Source organism: Archangium sp. (assembly GCF_045802675.1).
Taxonomy (GTDB): Bacteria; Myxococcota; Myxococcia; order Myxococcales; family Myxococcaceae; genus Archangium.
The window spans coordinates 1-12,691 of the sequence record NZ_JBJMQO010000081.1; the positions used below are offsets into that span (position 1 = coordinate 1).

The window sequence follows — 12,691 nt, forward strand, 5'->3', positions numbered from 1 at the left end:
CGGGGGGGTACCCCGGTGGCAGCAGCTACATCAGCTCCGCGGAGGTGTACGACCCGGCCACCAATACCTGGACCACGCCCAATTCCATGGCGACGACGAGAGGCCTGCTCACCGCCACCCTGCTCCCCTCCGGCAAGGTGCTCGTCTCGGGCGGGTACAACTACACGGAGTACGACCCCGATACCGACGCTGCATACCGCAACTTCTACTACTCCACGGATATGTACGACCCGGGAACCAACTCCTGGTCCGCGGCTGCTGCCATGCCCACGCCCCGCTACCAACACACCGCCACGCTGCTTCTCTCCGGCAGGCTGCTCATCACGGGGGGAATCGACAGCAGCGGCAGCTACCTCAACTCCTCGGTGGTCTACACGCCCTGAGCGCGCCGCGCCTCCGTAGACACACTGTCTGAAACGCCCTCCCCCTCCGCCCACGGGACAGGACCGGGGAGGGCGTCGCCCGTGGGCGTCAGGGCGGCGACGTCTGGGACTGTCTTACGAGGGCGCTTCTTCCGCCATGACCTGGCCATGCAGGCCTCGGTGACAGAGCCGCCCCGCCTTCCTGGTCCAGGGGCCTAGAAGGAGAAGTCGCGCTCGAAGATTTCGGTGTTGCCCACCCGCACCATGAGGTGGGCGGAGCGACCGCCCCCGGTCCCGAGGTCGAACTGGAGACCTTCCGGTCCTTGTTGGGGCTTGAGCGAGGGCTTGCCGGGGGCCAGGAACACGGCCGCCGTCAGGGCACGCCCCGCGAGGGGTTGAACCAGGAGCCGGGCCCGCTGGCGCTCTCGCACGAGCACCACCCGGAACTCCCGCCGCTCCTCCAGCACTTCACGCTGCTCGGGATGGCGCGCCGCACCGGGCCTGCGCGCGGGGGCCTCCGCACCGCGCGAGCCGCGCGCCGCCGCGGCCGTCTCCACTTCCTCCGCGCGGTCGATGGCCTCGTCGCCCTCCTCCAACGCCCAGATGGCCTGCGCGCACTCGATGCATTTCTCCGTGTGCCCATCCACCCACTTGAGCTCCTGCGCCGACATCATCCCCATGTCGAAACGCCAGAGGTCATCCGCGCTCAGGTGCCGCTTGGGAGGCGCCTCCACGGGCTGCGTACTCGCCAGGTCGGCACGACAGTCGGCGCAACTCTGCAGGTGGGGACCTGGCTTCTCCGGGCGGGAGCTCAGCGCGGCGATGAAGTCGTCACAGTCGGCGCGATCCGTGAACCACCACGCCCGGGCCCGCTCGGCGGCATCGAGGATGTCTCGCTCGGCTCTGCGTTGCGGGTTGAGGGGGATGAACCAGCGGGCCTTCGAGCGGAGCGCGGCATCCAGACGCCCGAGGCCCTCGCTAAATGACGTCCACGCGCGTGCCGTCTCCCCCTCCAGCGCGCCATGAAGTGATTCCCATTCGCGGATGGCGCGCGCGGCGGACTCGGCCCTGTCCCGCGCGGAAAGTCCATCCATCGAGGAGGTGCGCCATACGTCGGCCTCCTCCCCTTCTTCCCCCAGGGCGGCCTCGGCGGCCTCCTCCGCGGCACGCAGCAGCGCGGGCTGTAGCGCCTCGGGCTTCTGCATTCGCAACCAGGCGTCGACCTCTCCGCGGGACAAGCCCCGAAGGGCCTGCTCCACACCTTCCCGTCCCAACCGCCCCGAGCGCCGGAGAATGTCTCCAATCACCTCGAGTGCACCACCGTTGGGAAAGCCGCCACGCGAGAGCTGCTGCTGACGGGTCTGATAACGAGAGAGAGTGTCGACGACCATATGAGTACCCTCCTTGGGGTACGTGGGGCTCACTCCTGCCCGCCCTCCTGTTGGAGGTCGAGCAGGTACAGACGCAGGTAGGCCTGGGCGCGGCTGACGCGCTTGTACGAATTGACCACGCTGATGCTCAGGCGCCGGGCGCATTCCTCGTGGTCCTCGACGTCCTGGTGGTGGTACAGCTCCCACGCACCGGCTTCCTTGGGATGATCCTGCTGCAGGCGCTCGAAGGCCCGCCAGTAGAGCTCTTGCGCCTCGGTGCGCTCCTCGCGCCGCCGGGACGACTCCACCGCCCGCGCCACCTCGGAAGGCGGCTCCTCCATGGCGTCATCCCCGTCCGCCGGCGCCGGGGCGAGGTCCTCGCGCTGGCGGCGGTAGAAGTCGATGGCCACGTGCTTGACGATGCGCAGGAAGAACGTCTTGGGAGACGCGCTGCGCCCGGGCATCTGCTCGGAGACGCCGCGGAACTGGTCCAGGCCCCGGTCGAGGAACTTGCCGACCGCGTCCTGGTAGAGCTCGTCCGCGTCCGCTGGCGAGCCCCGGCCATAGCTGGCCTGAATCTTGGAGACGACGTAACGGGCCGGACGGGCCCAGCGCTCACAGAGCGCGCCAAGCGGGGCCCCCACGGCGTCGCCCGCGGCGCGCCGCTGGAGCACCTCTGCGAACAGTTCCTCATCCGTGAGATCGTCGAACACCGGAAGGTCCTCGGAGCGCCGCCAGGAGAAACGAGCCCCCCGCCTGGGCAGGGTGGGGTTCGGTGCAATGGCGGGGCAAGGTAGCACGACGGCATCCGAAGACGGTCTCCCGATGACACGACCCTCGGGTGTCCGACAGAGGGCACACGACGGGTGTCGGAAGAGAGGGACGGAACCCGGCCCGGATTCCTGACGGCGATTTTCCGGCCCCTTTTCCGGACTTTTTTTCCGCCCCCGCCAGCCGGGCATGCTTCGCCCCGGGTGTCCGGCGGCCCGGACGACTCGGGAAGACCAGCGGGTTGGCGAAATGTCACCCCCGAGAAAACCTCATGGGGGGAGGAGGACAGGGGATGTGGGGAACCCAGCCGGAAGCCGAACCCCCACCCGCTCCCGGCCGTCCGCGCGACGCCAGGCCTCCCTCGGGGGCGGGAGGAGCCCGGCCAGAAGAGCCAGCGGCCTCGCCCCTGCTCCTCGTGGGCGTGCCCGGCCAGGACGTGAAGGGCCTCAAGGAGATGCTGGCGCCCCTGGGACAGCCGGTGCTCGAGGCCGTCCCCTGGAGCGAGGAGCTCGCGGCCCTGCTCGACGAGGGGCTCGCCTGCATCCTCGTGGACGCACGCCAGGACTGGTCCGTGGGCTACGAGACGGCCCACCGCCTGCGCGGCCATGAGGGCGCCCGGCACATCCCCCTGCTCTTCCTCGGGGGAAACTCCTGCGGGGAGGCGGACGTGCTGCGCGGCTACGGGCTGGGCATGGTGGACTGCCTCATGGAGCCCGTCCAGCCGGAGGTCCTCCGCGCCAAGGTGGGGATGATCATCGAGCTGAGCCGGCGGGAGCGCGCGATGCGGGCGGCGCTCGAGCGGGCCGGACACGCGGAAGCGGCCGCACGCGAGAGCGAGCGCATGCTGCTCACCCTGCTGGGAAACATGCCCGGCATGGCCTACCGGTGTGACAACGCGCCCGGCTACCCCATGGACTACGCCAGCCAGGGCGCCCTGCGGCTCACCGGCTACGGCCCCGAGGACTTCATCGCCCGGCGCGTCCTCTGGGAGGAGCTCATCCACCCCGAGGACGTCCAGCGGGTGTGGGAGAACATCCAGGCGGCGGTCGCCCGGCGCTCGCCCTTCACCTTCATCTACCGCCTCCGCACGCGCACCGGCGAGGAGCGCTGGGTGTGGGAGCGGGGGGTGGTCCTCGACGAGCCCAGCGGCGGGCAGCCCCTGCTGGAGGGCTTCATCTCCGACATCACCGCGCTCCACCGCGCCGAGGAGGAGCGGGAGCGGCTGCTGGCGCAGGCGCAGGAGGAGCACCGCCGCCTGGAGGCCATCCTCCAACAACTGCCGTGCGCGGTGCACATCGCCGAGGCGCCCTCGGGCAGGACCCTGGCCGTCAATGCCCGCTCCGAGGAGCTGCTCGGCCACCCCATGCTCGAGGTGAACAGCACCGCGGACTATGCCCGCTACCATGCCATCCACCCGGATGGGAGCCGCTACGCGGCGGAGGAGTATCCCATCGTGCGGGTGCTCCTCACCGGCAAGGCCCAGCCGGAACAGGAGCTGCTCTATGCCTTGCCCGACGGCGCCGTGCGCACCTTCCTCATCAGCGCCGGGCCCATCTTCGACGGCCACGGGCGGCTGCAGGCGGCGGTGGCGAGCTTCATCGACATCACCGCGCTCAAGCGCGCCGAGCAGCACCAGGCCTTCCTCGCCTCGGTGAGCGAGACACTGGCCAGCTCGCTCGACTACGAGGGCACGCTCGCCCACGTGGTGCAGCGGGCCGTGCCCGCGCTGGGGGACGGCTGCGTGCTGGACATGCTCGAGCCGGACGGCACCCTGTGCCGGCTGGCGGTGTCCCACGTGGATCCCGCCCGGGCGGAGCTGGCCTGGGAGATGGTCCGGCGCTACCCCCTGCGGCCCGACGCCCCCCACGGGCCCGGCGCCGTCCTCCGCACCGGACACTCCGTGCGGGTGAACGACATCACGGACGAGCTGACCACCCGGTACGCGGTGGATGCCCAGCACCTGGAGTTGCTGCGGGACATGGGAGCCACGGCCACCTTGGTAGTGCCGCTGCACGCCCGGGGCCGCACCTTCGGCGTGCTCACCCTCTATTACTACGAGCGCAAGTCGGCCCGTTACAGCGCGGAGGACCAGCGGCTGGCCGAGGACCTGGCGCACCGGGCCGCGCTCGCGGTGGACAACGCGCGCCTGTACCGCGAGGCCCAGCTCGCCGTGCAGCTGCGCGACGAGTTCCTCTCCGTGGCCTCGCACGAGCTGAAGACGCCCCTCACGCCCCTGAGCCTCAAGCTCTCCGCCCTCTCGCGCGAGCTGCCCCGCTGCGGCGAGGGGGACCCCCGCACGCAAGCCCTCCAGCGTCATGTGGACGTGGCCCGGCGCCAGGTGCACAAGATGACCACGCTCATCAACGCGCTGCTGGACGTCAGCCGGCTGTCGCAGGGGAAGCTGAAGCTGGAGCTGTCGGACGTGGACCTGGGCGAGGTGCTGGGCGAGGTGGTGGCCTGGTTCGCACCCGAGGCGGCCCGCCTGGGCTCGCAGCTGCGGATGGAGGGCGACACGCACGTGCCCGGCCGGTGGGACCGGCTGCGGCTGGAGCAGGTCGTCACCAACCTCGTCTCCAACGCCATCCGCTACGGCGCCGGCCGCCCCATCCACGCCCGCGTGGAGCTGGACGGTGGGCTCGCGCGGCTGGTGGTGCGCGACGAGGGCATCGGCATCGCGCCCGAGGCCCAGGAGCGCATCTTCGGCAAGTTCGAGCGGGCCGTCTCGGACCGGCACGCCGCGGGCCTGGGACTGGGGCTCTACATCACCCGCAGCATCGTGGAGGCCCTGGGCGGGAGCATCCGCGTGGAGAGCCGTCCGGGCGAGGGCTCCACCTTCACCGTCGAGCTGCCCCGCTCCGGTCCTCCAGACGCACGGCCGTGAGCCGCGCGGCCGTGGATTCCCGGGGCGCCCCCGGGTAGCCCGCGGCCCCCCGCCCCCTCATCCCGGGCCCGAGGCTGTGCGGACGACGCCGGCGGTGCGCAAGGTTGGCTTGATGGACCCCCTGACACACCACCCGTTGGAGTCCCCAACGGCCCTCCCGCACCGGCCCGGCGGCTCCGGGGAGGCCTCGGTGGAACCGGCTCCCTGGCTGCTGCTCGTGGGAGAGCCCTCGTCGGACATGGCGGGCCTGGAGTACCTGCTGGCGCCCCTGGAATTGCCGGTGCACAAGGCCATTCCGTGGAGCGCGGAGCTGGAGGACCTGCTCGACGAGCGGCTCGCCTGCATCGTCGTCGACGCGCGCCGCAACTGGGCGGTGGGCTACGAGAGCGCCCACCAGCTGCGCGACCACCCACGGGCCCGCTACACCCCCGTGCTCTTCCTCGGGGCGAGCGCCTGCGAGGAGGCGGACCTGCTGCGCGGTTATGGGTTGGGGACGGTGGACTGCCTGCTCGAGCCTATCCACCCGACGCTCCTGCGCGGCAAGGTGGCGATGTTCATCGAGCTCCACCGCAGGCAGGAAGCCATGCGGGCGGCACTCGGCCGGGCCGAGCACGCCGAGGCCCTGGCCCAAGAGAGCGAGCGCATGCTGCGCACCCTGTTGGGCAATCTGCCCGGCATGGTCTACCGCGGCGCCAACGAGCACCTCGGCTCGCTGAGCTATGCCAGCCAGGGCGCCCTGGCCCTCAGCGGCCATCCGCCCGAGGACTTCACCGGGCACCACATGACCTGGGAAGAGCTGCTCCACCCCGAAGATCGCGCCCGCATCTGGAAGGAGCGGGAAGCGGCGCTCGCCACCGGCGCTCCCTTCACCCTCACCTACCGCATCCGCACCCACGCGGGCGAGGAGCGCTGGGTCTGGGAGCGCGGGGTGGGAATCCCCGGGCCGGACGAGCACCTCCAGGCCCTGGAAGGCGTCATCCTCGACATCACCGACCTGCGGCGGGCCCAGCAGGAGCGGGAGCGGCTGCACGAACAGGTGGAGGCGGAGCACAGCCGCCTGGAAACCATCCTCCAGCAACTGCCCGTCGCGGTGCACATCGTCGAGGCGCCCTCGGGGCGCAACCTGTATTTCAACACCCAGGCCGAGCGCCACCTGGGCCATCCCATGCTCGAGTCCACGTGCGTGCGGGACTACGCCCAGTACCGCGCCATCCACCCGGATGGGACGCGCTTCGCGGCGGACGAGTACCCCATCGCCCGGGTGCTGGCCACCGGGGAGGCCCAACCGCAGGAAGAGCTGCTCTACGACCGGCCCGACGGCTCCGTGCGCGTCTTCCTCATCAACGCCGGGCCCATCCACGATGCCCAGGGCGAGCTGCGGGCGGTGGTGGCGAGCTTCACGGATGTCACCGAGCTCAAGCGCGCCGAGCAGCACCAGGCCTTCCTCGCCTCGGTGAGCGAGACGCTGGCCAGCTCCCTGGACTACGAGAGCACGCTCTCCCACGTGGTGCAGCGGGCGGTGCCCGACCTCGGGGACGGCTGCGCGCTGGACATGCTCGAGCCGGACGGCACCCTGCGCCGGCTGGCGGTGGCCCACGTGGATCCGGTCCGCAAGGAGGTCTCCCGGGAGCTGGCCCTCCACCATCCCCTGCGGCTCGACGATCCCGTGGGACCGGGAGCCGTCATCCGCACCGGACGGACGGAGCTGGTGGCGGAGCTCACCGATGAGATGCTCGTCCAATTCGCGAGCGATCCCCGGCACCTGGAGCTGCTGCGCGGCACGGGGGTGACGACCTCGCTGATCGTCCCCCTGCACGCCCGCGACCGCACCTTCGGGGCCCTGTCCCTGTTCTGCTGCCGCGGAGGCAACCCCCGGGCGCACCAACGCTACGGCCGGGAGGAGCAGCTGCTGGCCGAGGACCTGGCACGCCGGGCCGCGCTCGCGGTGGACAACGCGCGCCTGTACCGCGAGGCCCAGCGCTCGGTGCAACTGCGCGACGAGTTCCTCTCGGTGGCCTCGCACGAGCTGAAGACGCCCCTCACGCCCTTGAGCCTCAAGCTCTCCGCCCTCTCGCGCGAGCTCCCCAGGAGCGGCGTGGAGAATGGCCGCACCCAGACGCTCCAGCGCCACGTGGAGGTGGCCCGGCGCCAGGTGCAGAAGCTCAACACGTTGATCGGCGCCCTGTTCGACGTCAGCCGCATCGCCCAGGGACGGCTGACGTTGGAGCTGGCCGAGACGGACCTGCGCGAGGTGGTGGATGAGGTGGTGGGCTGGTTCATGCCCGAGGCGACCCGCGTGGGCACGTGGCTGGGGGTGGAGGGCGACACGCACGTGACCGGCCGGTGGGACCGGCTGCGGCTGGAGCAGGTCATCACCAATCTCATCTCCAACGCCATCCGCTACGGCGCCGGCCACCCCATCCACGCCCGCGTGGAGCTGGACGGTGGGCTCGCGCGGCTGGTGGTGCGCGACCAGGGCATCGGCATCAGCCCGGAGGCCCAGGAGCGCATCTTCGGCAAGTTCGAGCGGGCCGTCTCGGACCGGAACTATGGAGGCCTGGGACTGGGGCTCTACATCACCCGCAGCATCGTGGAGGCCCTGGGCGGGAGCATCCGCGTGGAGAGCCGTCCGGGCGAGGGCTCCACCTTCACCGTCGAGCTGCCCCGCTCCGGTCCTCCGGACGCACGGCCGTGAGGCTCCGTGTCAGGCACCGCTTCGCCGCCCGTCATTGGGGACGAAGCGGATTTTCGGGCACCCGGCCGAAGAGGCCCTACAAGCCTTGGTGGTTCGACTCCACCCACCTCCACTCTCATGGGGGTGACGCCGGCGGCCGGCACTGAATCTGGGATTCAGCCAAACTGGCTTCTCCACTCGGGTGCCCATTCTCTTGAAGGAAGCATCATCATGTCCCGTACCATCGTCATTGGAGACCTCCACGGGTGCTACGACGAGGCCCTGGAGTTGCTCGAGAAGGTGGGCGCCACCTCGAGCGATCGGATCATCTTCACGGGGGACCTGGTCGACCGCGGCCCCAAACGCCGCGAGTGCGTCGAGCTGGCCATGCAGCACGAGTCCATCCTCGGCAACCACGAGGAGAAGCACCTGCAGCAGCGCCGCCGCAAGGACGCCGACCTCCTGCCGGACCACCTGGAGACGCGGCAGGCCCTGGGGCCCGAGCACCTCGAGTACTTCGCCACCCTGCCCCACTACCTCCTGCTGCCCGAGCACCACGCCGCCGTCGTCCACGCGGGCGTGCTGCCCGGCAAGACCATCGCGGAGCAGGAGCCCTACCACCTGCTGCATGCGCAGTGCGTGAAGCCCCCGGAGCGCAAGAGCTACTGGCCGTCGAAGGCGCCGGCCGATCATCGCTTCTGGACGCACCACTGGAAGGGCCCCGAGCGCGTCATCTTCGGACACACCGTGTTCGATCGGCCGCTCGTCACCGAGCACGCGGTGGGCATCGACACCGGGTGTGTCTACGGCCGCTCGCTCACGGCGGTGGTGCTGCCCACGTGGGAAATCGTCTCGGTGCCCGCGCGGCACACGTACCGGGGCGGCAAGGACGTGGCCCTGCTGCCCGTCCACGGCGACGTGAACGTGTACTCGTGAGGCCGGCTTCCGTCCCGAAGCCGGCTTGACGCTCAGGAATAGCGGGGCCACCACAGCTCCGAGGGGCAGACACTCCGCCAGACCCGGCCCACCTCGTTGAAGATGCCGAAGATGCCGTCGTCGTAGCGGTCGTTGCTGTCCTCCACCGCCGGAGGCGACTCCGCGAGCACCTTCCCGAGCTTCTCCAGCGTGCGCACGTAGCCTCGGTATTGCAGCACCTGATTGTGTGTGTCCCCTGGCAAGGCGCGCTTGCGCCCCTGGGTCTGGCCCTTCGCCCGCGACCCGCCCTCCAGGATCTTCAGCTCGTTCCTCACCACATCCAGCAGCACGCCGAGCTCCCGCTGGAGCAACGGGGTCTTCCGCACCTGGGGCGGGTCGAACACCGGGCCCATGATGCCGGTGTAGCTGACGGCGGGCTGGCCGTTCTTGATGAAGAGATTGAGCAGCAAGGGCCAGGGGGCCACGAGCTCCAGCTTGTAACTCGGCTGTTTGGTGTCTCCGACCTTGGGGGACTCGATGGCCCGCAGTTGGCGCTGGCCCTTGTCGGCGTAGAGGCCCGTCTTCCAGACGGGACCCAGGGACTCCCGCAGGTACAGTCCCTCGGCGGCGAGCTTCGCCAGGTAGACCTGGCGGAGGTTGCTGGCCTTCTTCTCCTGCGCGGTGAGGGGATGGGCCTCCTTCCACTTCTCGAATTCCTCATCGGTCAGCAGCCGGCCCTCGCGCAGGAGCCGCTCGAGGTGTTCGATGATGATGTCGGTGGACCTGCAACTCCCGGCCTCGGGCGGCTGCCACTGATTGCCGCTCTGCGCATGCCGCAACTGAGGCATGGCCGCCGGTGCCAGCCAGCGATGGAAGAAGTCCCCATCGATGTCGAAGAGGAACACCTCTCCGAGCCTCTTCTGCACCACCTCGCAGAAGTAGCGCGCATGCAAGGAGTCCCCGACGGAGATGTTCAGCTGCGCGCTCGGCATGAACGCGGGATTGATGGACGTCTGGTGGGACTTTTCGTCGTGGACGAGGAACCCCACGCTCTCATGGCCGCTGCCGCCCTGGACCCGGTAGGCCGTGACGTCGGGCCGAGGCAGGGACAGGGGAAACGTGAAGGTGCTCGGCTCCTGGTTGAAGCGGATGAGCCCGGGGTCCGTGCTCGAGATGATCTGATTGTCCTTGTCGAACCAGAGCTCCAGCACCAGCTCGTCGATGGCCTCCTGCTCGCATTGGACCTTGAAGAGCGCCCGCCCCGAGTCGTCGGTCCGCGCCACCGCATTGACGGCCACTCCGGCCCTGAAAATCTCCAGGAAGACGCTGAGCCCGGCCAGATTGACCCGGACCCCCCGAGGGGACTCGAGCTTGAACACCAGGAAGGCGAGGCCGTGCGACACGGGCGGCCTTGATTCGTCGAGGGCCTGAGGGGGGATGACTTCGATTTTCACGGGCTGCTCCAGGGGTTGTCCGGCTCCTGAGGCAATGGAAGCCCCACCCCTGCCGATGTGATTGGAACGGCCACCAACGGGCCCCCGCCCCCATGCCTCCCCACCGCATGCGAGGAGGGCAGCCCGCCGCCTTCCATGCGAGACTGCGGCCCGATGACCCGCGTCCTCCCCCTGCTCCTGCTCCTCGGCGCGCATCCAGCACTCGCCGAGGCGTCTCCCGCCGCCGCTCCTCCCGTCTTCGACAAACAGGGACGCACGCTCGGCGTGCCGCTCGCCGAGCGCGTCACCGATTACGAGATCGACGCCCGCCTCGACCCGGCCACCCAGCAGCTCACCGGCCAGGAGACGCTCACCTGGCGCAACCGCGGCGCCGAGCCCCAGGCCACGCTCTGGTTCCATCTCTATTGGAACGCCTTCAAGAACGATCGCTCCACGTTCTACCGGGACGCCAAGGCGATGGGCGGCGTGCGCGACGAGGACGCGGGCTCGCCCTCCTTCCCCGAGCGCGCGGCGGACGAGTGGGGTTACTCGGACGTGAAGGCCCTCCGGGTGAAGGGCGGTGCGGACCTGCTCCCCACGCTGCGCTTCGAGCACCCGGATGACGACAACACCGAGGACCAGACGGTCTTCACCGTGACGCTCCCCGAGCCCGTCCCTCCCGGTGGCCGCGTGACGCTGGAGCTCCAGTGGGCGGCCCATGTGCCCAAGGTCATCGCCCGCGCCGGCCGCTCGAAGAGTGGCTTCTACCTGCTGGGCCAGTGGTTCCCCAAAATCGGCGTGCTGGAGGTGCCCCCCGAGCGCGGCGCCACCCGCCCCCGCTGGAACTGCCACCAGTACCACTCCGCCTCCGAGTTCTACGCCGACTTCGGCACCTACGACGTGCGCGTGACGGTGCCCCGCGCCATGAAGGTGGGCGCCACCGGCGTGCTCGTGGAGCGCCGCGACAACCCGGACGGCACCACCACCCTGCGCTACCACCAGGACGACGTGCACGACTTCGCCTGGACCGCCTCCGAGCACTTCGAGGTTTTCGAGGACGTGTTCCGCTCGCCCGGCCTGCCCGAGGTGGCCCTCACCGTGCTGGTGGACCCGAAGCACCGCCGCTCGGCGCATCACCTCATCGAGTCCGCCAAGGCCTCGCTGGAGCACTACGGGCGGTGGTGGTACCCGTGGCCCTACCCGCACCTGACGCTGGTGGCGCCCCCCACGGACGCCATCGCCGCTGGAGGCATGGAGTACCCCACCTTCATCACCGCCGTGGGCCGCGCCGAGCCCGCCGAGCCCCGGGACTTCCTCATCTGGCAGACGGTGGCGCACGAGTTCGGCCACAACTACTGGCAGGGCCTCCTCGCCTCCAACGAGTTCGAGGAGTCCTGGCTCGACGAGGGCATCAACAGCTATGGCACCGCGAAGCTGTGCTTCGCCGAGGACGTGCGGGCCAACCCCGCCGCCTTCCTCCCCGGCCCGCTACGGGGCCTGCTCGGGCCCCTGTTCTCCGGCCTGAGCTGGGACGAGCGCGAGCGCATGCGCGGCATGACGGCTCCGCGCGAGAGCTCGCCCATCCTCCAGGCCTCGTGGAAGTACCGCAGCAAGGGCGACTACTTCCGCAACAGCTACAGCCGCACGCAGGTGACGCTCCACGCGCTGGAGCAGCTCGTGGGCGAGGAGACGATGGCGCGCATCCTGCGCACCTACGTGGAGCGCTGGAAGTTCCGCCACCCGCGCAGCGAGGACTTCTTCGCGGTGGCCAACGAGGTGTCCGGGCAGGACCTGAGCTGGTTCTTCGACGCCTTCTTCCGGGGCACCGGCGCGCTGGACTACGCGGTGAGCTCGCTGTCCTGCTCGGAGCGCCCGGGCAAGAAGGGCCTCTTCGATGATGGCCAGGGCGGCCAGACGCTGGTGGTGCGCGAGTCCCAGGGCAAGCCGAAGGACGACGCGGTGAACCGCTGCGAGGTGCAGGTGAGCCGGCTCGGGGACGTGCGCGTCCCGGTGGACGTGAAGGTGACGTTCCAGGACGGCACCGGGCAGGTGGAGCACTGGGACGGACAGGCGCGCTGGAAGCAGCTCGCCTTCGAGCGCCCCGGCAAGGGCGGCGTCATCCAGCAGGTGGAGCTCGGCGGCGTCAACGCGCTCGACGTCAACCCCACCAACGACTCCCGCACGAAGGCGGCGTCCGGCCACGTGGCCGTCTCGCTCTTCGGCTGGACCACCTACGTGAGCCAGCTGCTCTCCACGCTCGCCTCGCTCCTCTTCTGAACCCGGGC

8 protein-coding genes are annotated in these 12,691 nt (G+C 70.2%); 5 read left to right on the plus strand and 3 right to left on the minus strand.

The window, feature by feature from the left end:
* The coding region (locus ACJ8AN_RS23400; RefSeq protein ID WP_407757666.1) for a Kelch repeat-containing protein at positions 1 to 383 on the plus strand (383 nt) is incomplete at its 5' end.
* 194 nt (positions 384 to 577) lie between these two features.
* On the opposite strand, the gene ACJ8AN_RS23405 is transcribed toward ACJ8AN_RS23400, so the two are convergent.
* Positions 578 to 1,753 carry a hypothetical protein gene (locus ACJ8AN_RS23405; RefSeq protein ID WP_407757667.1) on the minus strand — a complete coding sequence of 392 codons (1,176 nt, stop codon included), beginning with the start codon at positions 1,751 to 1,753 and terminating at the stop codon, positions 578 to 580.
* Positions 1,754 to 1,782: 29 nt separating this feature from the next.
* Entirely contained in the window at positions 1,783 to 2,445 is a 663-nt protein-coding gene (locus ACJ8AN_RS23410) for an RNA polymerase sigma factor (protein ID WP_407757668.1), read from the minus strand.
* Between the two features lie 350 nt (positions 2,446 to 2,795).
* Here ACJ8AN_RS23410 and ACJ8AN_RS23415 point away from each other — a divergent pair, with 350 nt between their 5' ends.
* From ACJ8AN_RS23415 to ACJ8AN_RS23425, 3 genes are all read left to right on the plus strand, one after another.
* A complete protein-coding gene (locus ACJ8AN_RS23415) occupies positions 2,796 to 5,384 on the plus strand; it encodes an ATP-binding protein (RefSeq protein WP_407757669.1) in 2,589 nt (862 codons plus the stop codon).
* 190 nt (positions 5,385 to 5,574) lie between these two features.
* On the plus strand, positions 5,575 to 8,079 hold the full coding sequence (locus ACJ8AN_RS23420; protein WP_407757670.1) for an ATP-binding protein: 2,505 nt from the start codon (positions 5,575 to 5,577) through the stop codon (positions 8,077 to 8,079).
* Between the two features lie 210 nt (positions 8,080 to 8,289).
* Positions 8,290 to 8,994: a metallophosphoesterase gene (locus ACJ8AN_RS23425; RefSeq protein WP_407757671.1), complete on the plus strand. Its 705-nt coding sequence runs from the start codon at positions 8,290 to 8,292 to the stop codon at positions 8,992 to 8,994.
* 32 nt (positions 8,995 to 9,026) lie between these two features.
* Here ACJ8AN_RS23425 and ACJ8AN_RS23430 read toward each other — a convergent pair whose 3' ends face one another.
* Positions 9,027 to 10,427 (minus strand): hypothetical protein, encoded by a 1,401-nt coding sequence (locus ACJ8AN_RS23430; protein WP_407757672.1) that lies wholly within the window; start codon positions 10,425 to 10,427, stop codon positions 9,027 to 9,029.
* A gap of 153 nt (positions 10,428 to 10,580) precedes the next feature.
* Here ACJ8AN_RS23430 and ACJ8AN_RS23435 point away from each other — a divergent pair, with 153 nt between their 5' ends.
* Entirely contained in the window at positions 10,581 to 12,683 is a 2,103-nt protein-coding gene (locus tag ACJ8AN_RS23435; RefSeq protein ID WP_407757673.1) for a M1 family metallopeptidase, read from the plus strand.
* Positions 12,684 to 12,691: the final 8 nt, after the last annotated feature.